General features: G+C 57.3%; 15 protein-coding genes. All 15 read left to right on the forward strand.

Going from position 1 to position 18,242, the window contains the following annotated elements; translation table 11 throughout:
- Nucleotides 1–6: 6 nt before the first annotated feature.
- The 15 genes from FBR45_RS05835 (at nucleotide 7) to FBR45_RS05905 (ending at nucleotide 18,199) form a co-directional block, all read left to right on the forward strand.
- Entirely contained in the window at nucleotides 7–1,281 is a 1,275-nt protein-coding gene (locus tag FBR45_RS05835; protein WP_138500197.1) for a sugar isomerase, read from the forward strand.
- Nucleotides 1,282–1,377: 96 nt separating this feature from the next.
- Nucleotides 1,378–2,802 (forward strand): FGGY-family carbohydrate kinase, encoded by a 1,425-nt coding sequence (locus tag FBR45_RS05840; RefSeq protein WP_138500199.1) that lies wholly within the window; start codon nucleotides 1,378–1,380, stop codon nucleotides 2,800–2,802.
- Between the two features lie 131 nt (nucleotides 2,803–2,933).
- Nucleotides 2,934–3,968, forward strand: coding sequence for an L-rhamnose/proton symporter RhaT (gene rhaT / locus FBR45_RS05845; RefSeq protein ID WP_138500201.1), 1,035 nt, complete (start codon nucleotides 2,934–2,936; stop codon nucleotides 3,966–3,968).
- Nucleotides 3,969–4,449: 481 nt separating this feature from the next.
- Complete coding sequence (locus tag FBR45_RS05850) at nucleotides 4,450–5,679, forward strand: sterol desaturase family protein (protein WP_138500203.1); 1,230 nt, start codon at nucleotides 4,450–4,452, stop codon at nucleotides 5,677–5,679.
- A 20-nt stretch (nucleotides 5,680–5,699) separates the two neighbouring features.
- Nucleotides 5,700–6,335 (forward strand): peroxiredoxin family protein, encoded by a 636-nt coding sequence (locus FBR45_RS05855; RefSeq protein WP_138500206.1) that lies wholly within the window; start codon nucleotides 5,700–5,702, stop codon nucleotides 6,333–6,335.
- A 12-nt stretch (nucleotides 6,336–6,347) separates the two neighbouring features.
- On the forward strand, nucleotides 6,348–6,611 hold the full coding sequence (locus tag FBR45_RS05860; RefSeq protein WP_138500208.1) for a hypothetical protein: 264 nt from the start codon (nucleotides 6,348–6,350) through the stop codon (nucleotides 6,609–6,611).
- 11 nt (nucleotides 6,612–6,622) lie between these two features.
- Nucleotides 6,623–7,555, forward strand: a complete 933-nt coding sequence (locus tag FBR45_RS05865) for a DUF1684 domain-containing protein (protein ID WP_138500210.1) — start codon at nucleotides 6,623–6,625, stop codon at nucleotides 7,553–7,555.
- A 53-nt stretch (nucleotides 7,556–7,608) separates the two neighbouring features.
- On the forward strand, nucleotides 7,609–8,055 hold the full coding sequence (locus FBR45_RS05870) for a DUF4395 domain-containing protein (protein WP_138500212.1): 447 nt from the start codon (nucleotides 7,609–7,611) through the stop codon (nucleotides 8,053–8,055).
- Nucleotides 8,056–8,068: 13 nt separating this feature from the next.
- Nucleotides 8,069–8,887: a phytanoyl-CoA dioxygenase family protein gene (locus FBR45_RS05875; protein ID WP_138500214.1), complete on the forward strand. Its 819-nt coding sequence runs from the start codon at nucleotides 8,069–8,071 to the stop codon at nucleotides 8,885–8,887.
- A gap of 292 nt (nucleotides 8,888–9,179) precedes the next feature.
- A complete protein-coding gene (locus tag FBR45_RS05880) occupies nucleotides 9,180–12,182 on the forward strand; it encodes a SusC/RagA family TonB-linked outer membrane protein (protein ID WP_138500216.1) in 3,003 nt (1,000 codons plus the stop codon).
- Between the two features lie 18 nt (nucleotides 12,183–12,200).
- Nucleotides 12,201–13,553 carry a RagB/SusD family nutrient uptake outer membrane protein gene (locus tag FBR45_RS05885; RefSeq protein WP_138500218.1) on the forward strand — a complete coding sequence of 451 codons (1,353 nt, stop codon included), beginning with the start codon at nucleotides 12,201–12,203 and terminating at the stop codon, nucleotides 13,551–13,553.
- Between the two features lie 17 nt (nucleotides 13,554–13,570).
- Nucleotides 13,571–14,467 carry a cyanophycinase gene (locus FBR45_RS05890; RefSeq protein WP_138500220.1) on the forward strand — a complete coding sequence of 299 codons (897 nt, stop codon included), beginning with the start codon at nucleotides 13,571–13,573 and terminating at the stop codon, nucleotides 14,465–14,467.
- 9 nt (nucleotides 14,468–14,476) lie between these two features.
- Nucleotides 14,477–15,898, forward strand: coding sequence for a DoxX family protein (locus tag FBR45_RS05895; protein ID WP_246082121.1), 1,422 nt, complete (start codon nucleotides 14,477–14,479; stop codon nucleotides 15,896–15,898).
- Nucleotides 15,899–15,945: 47 nt separating this feature from the next.
- On the forward strand, nucleotides 15,946–17,592 hold the full coding sequence (locus FBR45_RS05900) for a hypothetical protein (RefSeq protein WP_246082122.1): 1,647 nt from the start codon (nucleotides 15,946–15,948) through the stop codon (nucleotides 17,590–17,592).
- 28 nt (nucleotides 17,593–17,620) lie between these two features.
- Complete coding sequence (locus FBR45_RS05905) at nucleotides 17,621–18,199, forward strand: c-type cytochrome (RefSeq protein ID WP_138500222.1); 579 nt, start codon at nucleotides 17,621–17,623, stop codon at nucleotides 18,197–18,199.
- Nucleotides 18,200–18,242 lie beyond the last annotated feature (43 nt).

Here is an 18,242-nt window from a genome sequence, read left to right on the forward strand (position 1 = left end):
AACCCTATGAACCTTGAATCGTTTCAACTCGCCGATCATAACCAGCGGCTGCTCGATGCCCACCGGCGAAAACTGGCCTACTGGACCGATGCCGTAGCCGATGCGGAGCGGGTTATCCAGAAACTTATCGATTTTCAGATCGCTATTCCGAGCTGGGCGCTGGGTACGGGCGGTACGCGCTTCGGGCGGTTCGGGGGTGGGGGCGAACCCCGTACCCTCGACGAGAAAATGGCCGATGTGGGTTTGCTGCACGCGCTCAACCGGGCCAGTGGGGCTATTTCGCTGCATATACCGTGGGATATTCCGCAGGATGCCGAAGCCACCCGCCAAACGGCGGCCCACTACGGACTGCGCTTTGATGCGGTCAACTCCAATACGTTTCAGGACCAGCCAGATCAGGCGCTGAGCTACAAATTCGGGTCGCTGCAACACGTCGACCCGGCGGTGCGTCGGCAGGCTATCGAACATAACATCGAGGTGATCCGACACGGTGTGGCGCTGGGGTCGAAGGCGCTGACAGTCTGGCTGTCGGACGGGTCGTGTTTTCCGGGGCAGCTAAACTTCCGTAAGGCGTTCTCCCGAACGCTGGAGAGCCTTCAGGAAATCTACGCGGCCCTGCCTGCTGACTGGAAGCTGTTTGTGGAGTATAAAGCGTTTGAGCCGAATTTTTATTCGATGACCGTTGGCGACTGGGGCAGCAGTTTCCTCTACGCCAGCAAACTCGGTCCGCAAGCCTACACCCTGGTCGACCTGGGCCATCACCTGCCCAACGCCAACATCGAACAGATTGTGGCTACGCTGCTCATGGAAGAAAAACTGGGTGGCTTCCACTTCAACGACTCTAAATACGGCGACGACGACCTGACGGCGGGGAGCATCAAACCGTACCAGCTGTTCCTGATCTTCAACGAACTCGTTGATGGGATGGACGCTCGGGATATGAACCACGCTACCGATCTGGGCTGGATGATCGATGCCAGTCATAACGTGAAAGACCCGCTCGAAGATCTGCTTCAGAGCGTAGAGGCCATTCAGATTGCCTATGCGCAGGCCCTGCTCGTTGATCGGACGGCTCTCGAAGAAGCGCGTGAAGCCAACGATGTGGTCCGGGCGCAGGAGATTCTGCAGGACGCATTCCGGACCGATGTGCGCCCCATCGTGGCCGAAGCCCGGCTCCGGGCGGGCGGGGCGCTGCAACCGCTAAACCTGTACCGTAGCCTCGACACCCGCACTCATCTCATCCGCGAACGCGGCCTCAAAACCGTAGCTACGGGACTCTAGCAAGGGTAAATTAGTGATTGAGTGATTGAGCGGTTAATGCAACGCGTATGAAGAGTCGTCACTCAGCCACAAATCATTCAATCACTAACTCACTCCATGAATAAGACGCCGGTTGTTGCCGTATTCGACGTGGGAAAGACGAACAAGAAGCTGTTCCTGTTCGATCGGCAGTATGCAGTCGTTTGGGAGCGGACAGAGCGGTTCGACGAAGCAACGGACGACGACGGCGACCCCTGCGAAGACCTCGACCACCTGGGGCGCTGGCTGAAAACGGCACTGGCGGAGGTGCTGGCTTTCCCCCAGTTTGAAGTGCAGGCCGTAAACTTCTCCGCCTATGGAGCCAGCTACGTCTATATCGGAGCTGACGGGAAACCGGCGGGTTGCCTCTATAACTACCTCAAAACGCTGCCCGATCCGATAAAAAAGCAGTTTTATGAGCAATATGGCCCCCCGGATGAGCTGTCGGTGCAGACGGCCTCGCCAGCCCTCGGCAGCCTGAACGTAGGGCTGATGCTATACCGGGTCAAATACGATAAGCCCGCCCTGTATGCCCGGATTCGCTACGCTCTTCACCTGCCCCAGTACCTGAGCTATCTGGTAACCGGCCAGCCCCGGGCCGACCTGACCAGCCTGGGCTGTCATACGCTCTTGTGGGATTTCCGGCAGCAGCGTTACCACGACTGGGTCATTCAGGAAAAGCTGGACCAGATTCAGGCCCCCATCGTAACGGCCGATGCGGTGAGCCGGGTAGACCGGGGCGATGCCGCGCTGTATGTCGGCATGGGGCTGCACGACTCGTCGGCGGCTCTTATTCCGTACCTGGCCAGCTTTGACGAACCGTTTGTGCTGATCTCGACCGGCACCTGGTGTATCAGCCTGAATCCTTTTAATACCGATCCGCTGACGGCCGAAGAGTTGCAGTACGACTGTCTGTGCTACCTGACATACCAGGGGCAACCCGTAAAAGCGTCACGCCTGTTTGCCGGCCACGAACACGAACAGCAGGTTTGCCGGCTGGCCGATCACTTCGGGGTAGCGACCGACACCTACAGGCGGGTCGCATACGATCCTGCCCTGATCCGGCAGTTGCAGACCGACCCGTTGCCCACACGCCAACCCCAATCCGGCACCCGGCCGCAGGTGTCGATGAACCCAACCTCCTTTGCCGACCGGGATCTGACGCTATTCCCCACCTATGAGCTGGCTTACCATCAGCTCATGCTCGACATCGTGGCCCAGCAGCTGATATCGACCGAACTGGTGCTGCATCAGCGGCCAGGTAATCGACCGCCCGTTCGTCGACTGTTTGTCGACGGCGGGTTCAGCCACAACTCGATCTACATGGGGTTGCTGGCCGAAGCCTTTCCGCGGGTTGAGGTGTGGGCCGCGTCGGTAGCGCAGGCTACCGCGCTGGGGGCTGCCCTGGCTATTCATCCGCATTGGAACCCGCAGCCTATCCCAACCAACCTGATTGCGCTCAAACGCTGCTGGCCGGGCGCATCCGTGAGTGGATTGGTGTAATATCGGAGATGCGCTGCTCGACATAAATCAATTTTTTGGCCGAAAACTGCTATTTGGTAGGAGTGTGTAGGTAAGTTCGGTATGGCCAGCGTCTTTCTTTTGCTGATCATCTATTATCAGTCACTGGCACTATGGCGGTTATTTGGGGAGTTGTTCTGCACGCACTCGGCGGGTTTGCTTCGGGAAGTTTCTATTTACCATACAAACGCGTACAGGGGTGGGCCTGGGAAAGCTACTGGCTCGTTGGCGGGCTGTTCTCCTGGCTGATTGCCCCCTGGGTGCTGGGGTTGCTCACCGTGCCGAACCTGTTGCAGGTACTGCAGGAGACCGATTCCGGAACGCTGTTCTGGACCTATTTCTGGGGCGTACTCTGGGGGTTTGGCGGACTAACCTTCGGCCTCGCCATGCGCTACCTGGGTCTCTCGCTTGGTATGGCGGTGGTGCTGGGCCTGTGTGCCGTGTTCGGTACGCTGGTGCCGCCGATCTGGGGGGGGCAGTTTGCCGGTCTGATCAACACCACCTCCGGCCAGGTAATCGTGCTGGGGCTGGCGGTATGTGTAGTCGGAATCAGCATTTGTGGTGTAGCGGGTATGATGAAAGAAAAATCGCAGCCCGAAGCCGAGAAGAAAGCGGCCATTGCCGAGTTCGATCTGCGCAAAGGCTTTCTGGTTGCGGTATTTTCCGGTGTGATGAGCGCCTGTTTCTCGTTCGGTTTAACGGCCGGGCAGTCCATCGCCGAACGGGCCGTCCGCTACGGAGCCGATCCGCTCTATATGAACAACGCAGCCCTGGTGATTATTCTGCTCGGTGGCCTGACGACCAACGCCGTCTGGACGATCTACCTCAACTTTCGAAACCAGACTTTTTCTGATTACACCAACCTGTCGGCTCCCATTCTGCGAAATATCCTCTTCTGCGCCATGGCCGGGGTTACCTGGTACTTCCAGTTCTTCTTCTATGGTATGGGCGACAGCCAGATGGGGGAGTACCGCTTTTCGGGCTGGACACTTCATATGGCCTTTATCATCGCCTTCAGCAGTCTGTGGGGCCTGTACCTGCACGAGTGGCGCGGAGCCAATCAATCGACCCTGCGAACTATCAAGCTGGGTATACTGACGGTTGTGCTGTCGTCCGTTATTGTGGGTATCGGCAATTACCTAGCCTGATGAAAATCAGGCGTCTACAACGAGTCGGTGCAGCGCGATAGCGAATAGGAAAATTATTACTCCCTAAAACCGATAGACTATTTCATAACAACTTGTTTATCAAATTTTTAGCATGTTGTTTGGATTTTTAAAATTGGTATTTCACCTTTGCCTACCAATCTACAAGATCCTAAGCGGCACGCTCCTGTTATGAAAGCTCCAGTTGCTTTGTATACCGGTTTACCTCACGCACAGAAACCACTCCCGGCTCTGCTGTGTATGCGAATGTGCTGTTGTTGAACAGGTCTTCCTCACGTTACCCTAACTAACCCATTTTCTGCAACCCGTCTCGTCGGCTACCCGATACAGGCCGGTTGCTTCCAAGCCAGCTGCAACCTGGCATCAACGTAAACTATATTATCCTATAATATCTATAGGATATAAGTACAAATAAGATCATTAACCAGGCTGATTAAGCCAGAAACGATAGTCAGATTACAGTATGGAAATCAATTGGCTAGCATTTGCGGTTCCGTTTTTTCTCCTGCTCATGGGACTGGAGTACCTCGTGAGCCGCTGGCAGCGTAAAGACTACTTTACGTTCAGCAGCTCGGTGGCCAATCTTAACGTGGGGATCATTGAGCGGCTACTGGACAGTTTTACCGTTGGGGCCTTTTATTTCGTCTACGATTCGCTGCATCGGCACTACGCCCTGTTCGATATACAGCCCGGCCTCTGGACCTGGATTGTTCTTTTTCTGGCTACGGATTTTGTCTGGTACTGGTATCACCGGCTGGCGCACGAGATCAACCTGTTCTGGGCCGCTCATATCGTACATCACCAGAGCGATGAGTTCAACTATACCGTGTCGGCCCGGATCACTGTTTTTCAGGCCATCCTGCGAACCGGGTTCTGGTCGGTGCTGCCCATCGTAGGCTTTCCGGCCGAGATGATTACAAGTTTGCTGTTGCTGCACGGCCTGTATCCTTTCTTTATTCATACGCGTACCATCGGTAAATTGGGCTGGCTGGAATACGTGCTCGTAACTCCCTCTCACCACCGCGTTCACCACGCCAGCAATCCGGCCTACCTCGATAAAAACTACGGCGATGTGCTCATCATCTGGGACAAGCTTTTCGGTACGTTTATTGAAGAAGATGAAGAGCCGGTATATGGCCTAACCAAGCCGCTCAATAGCCATAGTTTTCTATGGCAGCATTTTCATTTCCTGCTGGAGCTGTTGGTGTCGGTTCGGCAAACGCCCGGCTTTCGGGCTAAGCTGCGGCTGCTGTTCGGTCGACCGTACGCGGTTGACCCTGCCTGGCGCGAACGGTTGGAAGAGCAGTTCCTATGGGCCGACGCGCCAACCCGCTCACACACGTCGACTGCCAGTAATCACCGCTTCCGGGGCTATGTAATTGGTCAGATGGTGTTGACGCTGGCGTTGCTCTTCGGACTGCTCCTATACGAACAGCACATCCCGGCCGTATACCAGTGGCTGGCAGCGGGCTTCATCCTCCTGACAGTCGTAAATATGGGGGCGGTGCTGGAACAGCGACAGTGGGTGCTTTACCTGGAAATAGCCCGGGTGGGCGTGTTGTGGATGACGCTGTACGCGTTGTCGGGCTACAAACTGCTCATCGTATTGGCCTATATCGGCTCACTGTCGCTCTGGGCCTATTTCGCCACGGTGAAGCGGCATTATTATCAACTTATCTACGGAATCAAATAATCACCTAAACAACCAGTACGATGACACTTGAATTTGTAAATGAGCACGGCGAAATCCGCCCGCTAACCGTTAAAGAGCGTTTCTCGCCACGAGTCAGTTATGTACGGCCGCTGCAAACCGGCGATACCGTTCCTTTCTTCAGTGTAGGCGGGGCGCTGCAGGGCTGGCAGGCCGTTACCTCGGATCGGTCAGCGGCCGGGCAGACCACTTCGGTGCTCGAACTCGTTGAGCAGCGGCCGCTGGTGATCAGTTTCTACTGCCCATGCTGGGGAGCCTATGCGCGGCCGTACCTCGATGCGCTGGTGGCGCTGGCCGGTGAGCTGCGGGCCGCTGGTGCCGATCTGGTCGTTTTTTCGAATGAGTCGTCGCCCTCCCTGGCGCGTCAGATCGGACCGATCGACTTCACGGTCGTGTATGACGCCGACTTCTCAGTAGCCCGCACGTTCGGAGTTTATTCGGAAGAGAATCCAATCTGGGATCGGGTGTCGGGCATTTCGGAAGAAGTGTTCACGCCAGCGCTGTACGTGGTGGGGGCTGACCGGCGGGTGTCTTATCACTTCCTGGACGAGGATTTCAACGGGCCCTTTGATCGGAAAGCGGTTATTGACGCGGTGCTGGCACTGCCGTATCCGCGTCAGCAAGTCCAGTTTGCCTAACTAAACAAACACATGACGGCAGCAACGGGGAATTCAGGATGGCAGGAAGTCAACTATCGGATTGTTGGTTTTGACCGGCCGTGTTTTGTGAGCGACGTGCTTCAGGCCGTACCACAGACGGAGGCCTGCCAGCTGGTGAGTGTACACTTTGAGGCCGATGGAATCCGCGCTGTTGGCGAACTGGCCGTTCGCCTGTCGCCGGCACACCCAACCCGGCGAATTGATCAGCAACTGCAGTCTGTAAAAGGAATCGTACGAATCGACACTGTATTCTAATTAGATAGATCATGACAACGAATGAACCGATCAATGAGCCACTGAATCCGTATGCCCGCTGGTTCATGCTGCTCTGGCTGCTGGCGTTGGTGATCGCATCGGGGTTTAGGCTGGCCAAGGAACCAACCTACCGGGAGCTGATCGAAGAATGGCACCAGCAGCGGGTTGAGTCGCTCCGGAGTGAAAACGGCTGGCTGAACCTGGCGGGGCTGTACTGGCTGAAAGAAGGAGTCAACTCCGTTGGTACTGATCCAGGTAATGACCTGATGTTTCCGGGTGGTAAAGCGCCCGATCAGCTCGGTACGTTTCGTCTGGCGAAGGGTGAGGTGTCCTTTGAGGCTGCACCGGGTCAGGTGGTGCAGGTCGACGGGCAGCCCGTGCTGTCGACAAAAACCATTTTTGCGGCCAGTCAAACAAAACCAGTTGTGCTGGCTCACGGCTCCCTGCGCTGGTTCGTTATTAAGCGCGGAGACCGGTATGCTATCCGGCTTCGCGATCTGGAAAGTTCGTTTCTGAAAGAGTTTACAGGTATCGAGCGCTTTCCGGTCAATGAAGCATTCCGGGTTAAGGCCCGGCTCGAGCGTCCTGAAAAGCCACGCACCATTCCCATTCTGGACATTACGGGGCAAACCAATCAGCAGCCGCTGGTCGGTTCGCTGGTGTTTGACCTCGATGGTAAAACACACCGGCTCGACGCGGTCGGCGAGGGTAGCAGACTCTTTATACTGTTTGGCGATGAGACCAACAGCCACGATACCTATGGATCGGGCCGTTTTCTGTACGCCGATGTGCCCGGCGCCGACGGACTGACAACCCTCGATTTTAACAAAAGTATCAATCCGCCCTGTGCGTTCACGCCCTACGCCACCTGTCCGCTGCCTCCGAAGCAGAACAAGCTGGCCGTGGCCATCCCGGCGGGAGAGAAACGCTACGGCGACCATTAATACCCCCATGCCCGAGTGGCTTGCCGGGGCTGTGCACCAAAACCATAACGAATATGGCTCTCACCAATGACCTGATTTGCCCGACCGATGGCGTACAGATCAATGAAACAAAAGTCCGGCTGGTAGCGGGCCTTGTCCTGCTGGTAACGGCGCTTTACCTGATTACGGGCTGGCTGGCGCTGCCGTTGCTACTGGCCGCGGACTTTGGCCTGCGCGGCTTCGATCTGGGCAAATACAGTCCCCTGGGCAACCTGGCCGACCAACTGGTTAAGCTGGGACGCCTACCGTATAAAGGGACCGACCAGGCACCCAAGCGGTTTGCCGCCCGGATTGGCCTGGCTTTCGGCCTGCTTATCTCGATTCTCCAGCTGCTGGGGATTTCGTCTCTGATCCCGGCTGCTGTACTGGCCGTCTTCGCAACCCTCGAATCCGTAATCGGATTCTGCGCGGGTTGCCTGGTTTATACGTATTACGTTCGCCTGTTTCCGAAGGCAGCTTAACTGAGAGTATTCCATGCTACTATCTGCTAACGACACCCCTGTTCAATATGCCCCCGTACTGACGGCTGAGCAAACCAATTTCTTCAATCAAAACGGCTTTATCCAGCTGAAGCATTTCGTAGACCGAGCCACTGTACAGACGTTCCTGCAGGAGATTCAGCGTATCGAGTCGCTTTGGTTTGCCGAAAAAGTAGACAAAGTCAATGGGACACCTATCAAATTCGGGCACGATGAAAACGGACAGCGCATTGTGCAGCGTTTTGCGTTTACGTCGGTCTTTAGTCCGATACTACAACAGTTTCTGACCGATGCGCGCTTGCAGGGGCTGACCCAGCTGCTGGCCCCCTACGAAGGCCGCATTAGCCCCGAAGAAAAAGACGGTCTGGTCGTAAACCACTACGTTAGAACCCCACAAAGCAATTTTTCGCGCATGGGCTGGCATACCGACAGCCCGCGCGATCTGTTTCTGGGTCACCGTATCCGGCCGATGCTGAACGTAGGCCTGCACCTGGACGACTGCCCGCAGCAGAACGGGGGCTTGCGCGTATTGCCCGGTACGCACCGGCAGAATACACTGATGACACTGTTCCGGAAACGGCAGTTTGTTGATCACCGGCCCGACCCGCGCGAGGTTGGATTCGACATTGAAGCCGGTGACCTGACCATTCATAACGGCAGTTTGTGGCACCGGGTCGAGCAGTCGCCCCATATCGGGGCGGCCAGCCGTCGGCGGGTAATGTACATCCCCATCATCACCGGCGATTATTTGCCTAAGCACGCAACCAGCAAAACGCCTTTTTACCATCGGTTTGCCAAACGGTTTCAGGACTAACAAGGCAACCTCCGCACGTACGTTCAGTCAAGCCCAGTCTCCCAACTCTCATATACACACAATGACGAAGAAAAATAAACAGCGCCCACCCGCCCGTGCCAGACCGGACATAGGCGGAATCGATACCAAAATGATAGTATTCGGACGCCACGCTGTCGATTGATGGCGAAGGCAGGCCCCCAACTGGCGGCAACCAGGGCGGGGGTATAAAAAAACCGGAACGGCGGCAACCGTCCCGGTTGGTACACAACAAGGTCCTGGCAGACCTCATTTTCACGTAACCAATACAATAATGCAAAAATTTATTGGACTGGTAGTAGTCTATCTGCTACTTGGTAGTCGTTTGCTGGCACAAACGGCCACTATCTCCGGAACCGTGCGTTCCGATAATCAGGAGCCGCTCCCCGGCGCTAACGTCGTGCTGAAGGGACAAAACAAGGGGGCTAGTACCGACGGAACCGGGCGCTACTCCATCCAGGCGGGGGCCGGCCAGGTGCTGGTCATCTCGGCCATTGGCTACAAAACCACCGAGGTTCGCGTCCCTGACGTGGGCGGCTCTACCCGGCTGGACGTAACGCTTCAGGAGGCCCCGGCCCAGCTGGGTGAAGTTGTCGTGGTGGGTTACGGCACCCAGGAGCGAAAGAACCTGATCGGCGCCGTAACCCAGATCAATGCCGACGAAATAAAGACCCGGCCTGTGGCCAGTTTCGAGCAGCAGCTGCAGGGCCGGGTGGCGGGCGTACAGGTGTCGGCCAACACCGGCGTACCGGGCGACGGGCTATACTTCCGTATTCGGGGCAGCACCTCTATCAACGCCAGCAACGACCCGCTCTACGTGGTCGATGGTGTATTCATCAACAACAACAGCCTCCAGAAAATTACGACCCAGGGGCAGGCCAACAACCCGCTGGCCGATATCAACCCGGCCGATATCGAGTCGATTTCGATTCTGAAAGACGCCGAAGCCACAGCTATTTACGGCGCACGGGCGGCCAACGGCGTGGTGGTGATCACGACCAAGCGAGGCTCCTACAACGCCAAAACAAAAGTGGCGCTGAACACCTCGGTAGGGCAGGCCTGGGCTCCTAAGCTTTGGGATCTGGTGACCGGCCCCGAGCACGCTACCATCATCAACGAGGCCTGGGTGAACGATGGAAAACCGGTTGCCACACGACCCTTCCGGCCTGTTGCCGAGGGCGGACGGGGCCTGCCCGAAGAGCAGCAGACCTACGACCGGCTGGGCGATATTTTCCGAACGGGCGCCTTGCAGAATTACGACCTCAACGTGTCGGGCGGGAATCAGCAAACCCGCTTTTACCTCGGTGGCGGGTATACCAGCCAGCAAGCTACCCTGCGGACCAACGACTTTGCGCGGGCCAGCTTCAAACTCAACCTCGACCACGAGCTGACCGACCGAATCCGGATCGGAACCAGCAACATCTTCTCGCAGTCGAACCGGACCAATGCCCGCGTTGGCGACGGACCTCAGGGTGGTATTCTGCAGGCGGCTCTGCATACGCCCACCTACCTGCCCAAGTTCAATACCGACGGCACCTACGCCAAATGGGCGGGGTTCGACAACCTCGACGTGCTGATCAACAATACCGATATGCAATCGGTCAGTACGCGCTACATCGGCAACCTCTACGGCGAGTACGACATCCTTCCCGGCCTGAAACTTCGCAGCAGCTGGAGCCTCGATTATAACCTCTATGACGAATACGAATACTGGAACACCCTGACCAACCGGGGCATCGCCAACAAAGGGCTGGCCACATCGAGCATCAGCCAGAATACCGTCTGGATTAACGAACAGACGCTGCAATACCGCAAAACGTTCGGCAGTCAGCATTCGTTTGGCGCGCTGCTGGGAAACAGCGTGCAGGGCAACGTGACCAAGCAGACGCTGGCGCAGGGTACCAACTTCCCCTCCGACGACTTCAAACAGATTGCCTCGGCTTCGGTCACTACCTCGTCGTCGAACCGGAGCCAGAACCGGCTGACGTCGTTCTTCGGGCGGGTCGATTACAACTTTGCGCGGAAGTATTTTATCGAAGCCAGTCTGCGGGCCGACGCATCGAGCCGGTTTGGGGCTAATAATCGCTGGGGATATTTTCCGTCGGCGGGGGTAGCCTGGCAGATCAAGCAGGAGCGTTTTCTGCAGGATGTAGGGGCCATCAGCGACCTCAAGCTACGCGCCAGCATCGGCTGGACCGGTAACCAGAACGGCATCAACGATTTTGCGTCGCGGGGCCTGTGGGGCGGTGGGTTCAACTACCAGGACAACCCCGGCTCGTTCCCGACGCAGCTGGCCAATCCCGACCTGAAATGGGAAACGACCCGCCAGATCAATGCCGGACTGAACATCGGTCTCTACAACAACCGCATCGGTCTGGAGATCAATGCCTATGAGAAGTATACCTACGATCTGCTGATTCAGGTGCCGCTGGCCCAGAGTACCGGCTTTTCGAGCATCTTCCGCAACGACGGCGAAATCAGCAACCGGGGGCTGGAGTTTGGGCTGAATACCATCAACATCCAGACCAAAAATCTGACCTGGAATACGAGCTTCAACATCTCGGCCAACCGTAACCGCATCGAGAAACTGTCCATTCCGGTCGATGCCAGCTACAACGTACAGCGGCTGGTGCAGGGGTATCCTTACCATGCCTACTTCGTGTACAAGCAGCTGGGAGTAAACCCCGAAACCGGCGATGCGATCTACGATGATTATAACAAAGACGGGGCTATCACGGCGGCCGACCGGCAGTATGTCGGAACGGCGCTGCCCCGGTTCGTCGGCGGCCTGAACAACACCGTAACGTATCGGGGCTTCGACCTGTCGGTGTTTTTCAACTTCACGTCGGGTAATTTGGTCAACAACAATAATCGGTTCTTCCATGAGTCGGGAGGTACCCGGGACGACCGCCGGGCCATCAACAAAAACCAGCTCAACCGCTGGCAGAAACCCGGTGACATCACCGATGTACCGCGCATCACCACCCTGGGTAATAACTACAACCTGAATCCTAACAGCCGCTTCCTCGAAGACGGGTCGTTTGTGCGGCTCAGCAGTCTGGTGGTTGGGTATACGCTGCCCAAATCGCTGTTGCGTCGGGTGGGTATCAGTTCGGCGCGGGTGTACTACAACGGGTCGAATCTATGGCTGCTGAGCAACTATCAGGGCCCCGATCCGGAGGTAAACGTAACGGCTAACCAAAGCACCCAGGCGCAGGATCTGGGTACGCCACCCATTCCGAGAACCGCTCAGTTTGGGCTGAACTTAACCTTATAAGTAACGACATCGGATATCATGAATAAGCTGAAATTGATTCTACCATGCCTGCTCCTGCTTTCAGGATGCAGTAAATTTCTGGAGGTACAGCCTGAACTTCAGGTGGATGAACAACGTGCCATTACCAATGCAACCACGGCAGAAGTAGCCCTGAACGGCCTCTACAACCGGCTGGGCAACGATGGCTATTACGGGTCCAACTTTTCGGCTCTGTCTTACCTGTCGGGGGGCGATATCCAGTGGACCGGCTCGCAGGGCGCCCCGCAGGAGATTACGGCCCGTAAGCTAACGGCCGACAACGGGTACGTAGGCTCGGCCTGGGGGGCTATTTACCGGACCATCCTGGCGGCCAACTACCTGCTCGAAACGGTGCCGACGCTGACGGACCCGCAGCTGACCGAAGCCCGCAAAAACCAGATTCAGGGTGAAGCTCTGGCTATTCGGGCGTTGTCGTACTTCGATCTGGCGCGGGGTTGGGGTGGCGTACAACTCATTCTGAAGCCAACCCGTACGCCCAGCGATAATACCGGTATTCAGCGCAGTAGTGCCGCCGATACCTATGCCCAGGTGCTGAAAGACCTGACGGCTGCTGAGCCCCTGCTGGCGGCTACGACCAACCGCAACCGCGTAACCCGCAAAACGGTCTGGGCCCTGCGGGCGCGCTACCACCTCTACCGGCAGGAGTGGGCCGAGGCCGAATCCTACGCGACCCGGCTGATCGACGATGCGACCAACTACCGGCTGGTGAAGCCCTACAGCGCTTTCTTCGCCAATAATGCCGTTAATACCACGGAGTCGGTATTTGAACTGGCGTATTCGAACTCGTTCAAAAACGGTCACTTTAACTGGTGGCTACCACCCGCGCTGAGCGGTCGGCGCGAGTGGGCGCCCAATGCCCAGTTGGTATCGCTGCTGAACAACCCGGCTATCGGGGGTAATCGGTCGGCGGTGATTGCGCAAACGGCACCTCCGGGTAACCTCTGGTACGGGCGGCTCTATTACCGGACGCCCACCGGCACCGACCCGGCCTACCTGATCCGTATTGCCGAGCTGTATTTGATCCGGGCCGAAGCGCGTGCCCGGCTGAACAAACCCGCCGAGGCCCTGGTCGATCTGAACGCCGTGCGGAGTCGCGCCGATCTGGCCACGCTAACCACGGCCACGACGCCTACGACCGAAGCTATCCTGCTGGCTATCGAAAACGAACGCCGGCTGGAGTTTGCCTTCGAGACCGACCGCTGGTTCGACCTGATCCGTACGGGTCGGGTAGCGCCTGTGCTGGGTATTGCCGATCCAAACAAATATGTATTGCCCATCCCGACCAGTGAAATTCTGGCCGATAAGTCGCTGACCCAGAACAAGGGCTATTAACCAACCCCCCAAGTGTCATGAATACGAAACGAATGCTTATGGCCCTGTTGCTGGCCGTTATGACAAGTTGGAGCCTGAGCCAGACGGCGGCTGCTCAAACAACTGGCCCCGACAAAGGAGCGCTGGTTATCGTGGGGGGAGGAGCCATTCCGCCCGATATCTGGAGCCGCTTTATTGACTTGGCGGGGGGCGTTGCCAATGCCCGGATTGTGGTGATCCCGACGGCGGGCGACGATTCGACGCTCAACCCCAGCGGGCAGCGTACCCAGAAACGGCTTATTGAGCTGGGCGTTGCCAACGTCACTTTGCTTCACACCCGCGATCCGAAACAGGCCAACCAGGAGTCGTTCGTAGCACCTCTTAAAACGGCAACGGCGGTCTGGTTTGAAGGAGGGCGGCACTGGCGGCTGGCCGATTCGTATCTGAACACACTGGCGCATAAAGAGTTCAACGCCCTGCTGAACCGGGGCGGGGTCATCGGCGGAACATCGGCGGGAGCTACGATTCTGGGATCGTTCATGGTACGGGGCGACACCAAAGGCAACAGCATCATGGTCGGCGATCATACCGAAGGGCTGGCTTTTGCGCGTAACCTGACCATCGATCAGCACGTGTTGCGCCGGAATCGTCAGTTCGACCTGATCGACGTCATCAAAGCCCGGCCTGACCTGCTCGGTATCGGTATCGACGAAAGCACGGCCGTCGTGGTGCGGAAGAATACCTTCGAGGTCGTGGGAAACTCGTTCGTGGGTATCTACGACATTAACCAGATCAACAGCAGCGCTAAATATCCTTCGGGGCAGAACAGTACAGGTGGGCCGTTCTACTTTCTTGGTAAGGGGCAGCAGTTCGATTTGCAGGCCCGGAAGGTAATCAACCAGCCCGCGCCCCGGCCCAATGAACCCGCTAAATAACCCATGCGTATGACACCCTTTCAGGACGAACCCCATCCGGCCTGGGAAGACCGGCGGGTAGGCTTACCCGCGCCGACCGAATGGCGACCCTACGAAAAAGGGCTGTTCCGGTTCTTCGCGCTTTATTTTCTGATTCAGATCGTACCGGTTGGCCCCTCTTTCTGGCGTACGCTGTTCACGGCCGACTGGCAGACTAGTTTGTACCAGCCGCTGTTTCAGCTGGCTAAGTACACACCCCGCTTCGTGGGAGATACCGATTCGCTCCTGAACTGGGGCATCGCAGCGGCTCTGGCTGGCCTGGGCGCCGTAGGCTGGTCGGCTTGGGAACGGCAACGGGCGGCATCGGGCCAACCAGCGCCTGACTACAATCGGCTGAACGCGTGGCTGCGCATCCTGATTCGCTACCGACTGGCGGCCGGTTTGCTGGCGTTCGGGCTTATCAAACTGTTTCCCCTGCAGGCGCCGGAGCCTTCGCTGAGCCACCTGAATACGCCCTACGGAGAACTGACCGAGTGGAAATTATTTGCGCTTACGCTGGGGGTAGTACCGTCGTACCAGGCTTTTCTGGGCCTGGTCGAAACCGTGGCCGGGCTGCTGTTGCTTACGCGTCGGTCGGCTACCATCGGAGCCTTCATCACGATCTTCTTCACGGGCAATGTGTTCGTGTCGAACATCGCTTACGACGGGGGTGAGTACGTATATAGCCTGTTTCTGATCACGCTGGCGCTATACCTGCTGGCGTACGATGGGTTCCGGTTTTACAACCTGCTGGTGCTGGGCAAACCTACCGCACCCGCCAGGTACCGACTCCGGTTTGACCCGGGCTGGCAGCAGTCGGCCCGGCTGGCCGGTAAAGCACTGGTTGTGTTGCTGACTGGCCTATACGGGCTGTCGGCGTACGGAGCCTTGCGGCAGGGTGGGCATCAGTATCCGACGGTAACGGAGCAGGCCCGCCTGTCTGATGCGGCCGGGCTGTATACCGTGCGCGAGTTTAGCCTGAACGGGCAAACACGGCCGCCCTCTCCGACTGATTCGTTGCGCTGGCATAACGTCGTGGTCGAGAAATGGAACACCATCAGCATCCGTCGCCCGGGCGCGGCTCCGCTAACCCGGCTCAACGCGGAAGACATCGCCGGACCCGATTCGGCGCGGCATTTCGAGTGGTCGGGGCAGATCGGCCGGCATTACTACCGGTATGAACCCGTGACCAGTGCATCGGAGCGGGATAGACAAGTGGTGCAGCTTCGGAATCCGCAGCGACCCGACGATACCTTTCAGCTACGCTACGAACGTCCGGACTCCAGTACGCTGGTGCTGGCCGGTATAAACGCCCGGCGCGATTCGGTGTATGCCGTTCTGGAGCGCGTCGACAGGAAATACCTCCTGTACGAAGCCGCCAAAGTGGGTAGGCGCAAAGGATTGACCTTATAGAAGCGGGTAGTAGGCTTCGACCTGATGACCTCTAATGACAATCATTCATGATTAGCACCCAAACCTCTGCCGGGCTGAACCGGGTAGCCGCTGCGCTCCGAACGGAGTCGTTCCGGCCGCGAAACTGGACCCAGACCCAGAAGATTGCGTTCCGCATCGCCTTTATTTTCTTTCTGGCCATGTCGCTGCCCAACAACCTGGGCTGGTACCGCGACGTGCTGGCCCTCGACTGGACGAATCTGCATTACCGCGATGTGTATGACATTGCCCGCTTTGGATCGGGGCTGACATTCTTCGGAAATACGCTGTTCGGCAGTCCGTTGCTCGGCTATGCCTCCTGGATCATTACCCTGCTGGTCGCCAGCGTGGGTGGGCTGATCTGGACCGCCCTTGTTCGACTCCGGAAAGCCGATCCGACCAATTATAACCGGGACGCCGGACCGCTCCTGTATTACTGGCTGCGGGTGGTGGTGCGGTACCGGGCCGGTATCGGTATCATTGGCTTTGGCTTTACTAAGCTCCTGCCGACGCAGTTGCCCTATCCGTCGCTGGGGCTGATGAATACCAACTTCGGCGATCTGACCGGGCAAAAACTGTACTGGCTGTCCATCGGTATCGTCCCCTGGTACGAAGTCTTTACGGGCGTGGTCGAAGTGGTGGCCGGGGCGCTGCTGTTTTTCCGTAAAACAACGTTTCTGGGCGCAGCCCTGCTGTTCGGTGCCCTGGCCGACATCGTCTATGTCAACCTGGCCTACGACGGGGGCGTGCATGTATACAGTTCGTATTTCGTGCTGCTGTCGGCTTTTCTGCTGTGGTACGATGTGCCGTTTGCCTGGAACCTGTTCGTACGCGAACGCTTTACGGTGCCTGTTTACCATTACCCTGATCTCTCCAAAGCCTGGCAGCGCTGGGCCCGTTACGGCCTGAAAGCGATTACCCTATTCCTGTTTATTGGGGTGCTCTTCTACTTGCAGGTTGTCAACTTTATCTACGACCCGTATAAGCAGCCTGCCCAGCGCGGTATCCGGGCCCTGCGGGGCAACTACGCCGTAACCGAGTTCCGGCTCAACGGCCAGCCTGTACCCTATAGCCTGACCGACTCTACGCGCTGGCAGGAGGCAACGTTTGAAAACTGGACCACGCTCACCTTTAAAGTTAATCGGCCGGCCAGGCTGGACCTCAGTAATGGGGGAGGATCACCCATGCGCGACCTGAACCGAACGTTCGAGGTAACGGGCGTAGCGGGCGGGCAGCGCGTGTTCTACTACGATGCCGATACCGTAAATCAGACGCTCTACTTACAGGATAAAGTACGCCTGAACGGCCCACGCGATGATGCGCCTGGTGCCGGTAATCCCGGAGAAAGCGGAACGCGACGGAAAGAAAAGGCAAAAAATCCGAACGCCATTTCGGAGAAGCAGTGGATTCCGGCTTCGGCGCGGGCTACCATCGGCGACGAGTTTACGAAAGTACACCCGCTGGTGCAGACCACCCGACGCAAACGGGGACTCGTGGAAGAAAGTCGGCCTGCTGAGCGGAAGCGAATGGTGCTCCGATACCAGACCACCGACGGTCAGCGCGTGGTACTGACGGGTATCGACGAGCGGAAAGATTCCATTTACGTGGTGCTGGACCGGATTACGCGACCGTATGCCCTAACCGAAAGCACCCTCAAAGCCGGACGGTATGACTAACCCGTGGTTACTGATACCCATTTTTTTAATGAATTGGTCTGGCTGGAAGGCCGTATCAATTCATTCATTTAGACCCCGGACATCTGCCGGGGCCAGTGCTGGCAAAGCCGATACCCTGCCCGAGCGCTTTGGTCCGGGGGCGTTTGGTTTTGGGAAGCTAGCTAAACCCGAGCAGGTAGCGGCCCTCGACATCGACGTCAGACCGGATGGAACAGGTCTCCCGGCCGGGTCAGGAACGGTAGCCGCCGGGGCGGTGCTATTTTCGGCTAAGTGCGCGGCCTGTCACGGGAGTGGCGGTACGGGCGGGCCAAACGGAGCCCTGGTCGTAACGACTGCTGTCCCTGGTAAACGGCCCGCTAAAGTTATCGGAAACTATTGGCCCTATGCGACGACTGTATTTGATTACGTACGGAGAGCCATGCCTTTCAATGAACCGGGTTCGCTGACGAACGGAGAAGTGTATGCGTTGACGGCCTTTCTGCTTTACAGCAACAAACTCATCGACGAAAAAACGATCCTGAACGCGAAAACATTACCCGCTATCCGTATGCCTGCCCAGCCCAGTTATGTCCCCGACGATCGAAAAGGCGGTCCGGAAATTCGGTGACGTCAGGCGGAGTCTACGCCTGAACCAGGCATCATCATTACAT

Source organism: Spirosoma lacussanchae (assembly GCF_005870035.1).
Classification (GTDB): Bacteria; Bacteroidota; Bacteroidia; order Cytophagales; family Spirosomataceae; genus Spirosoma; species Spirosoma lacussanchae.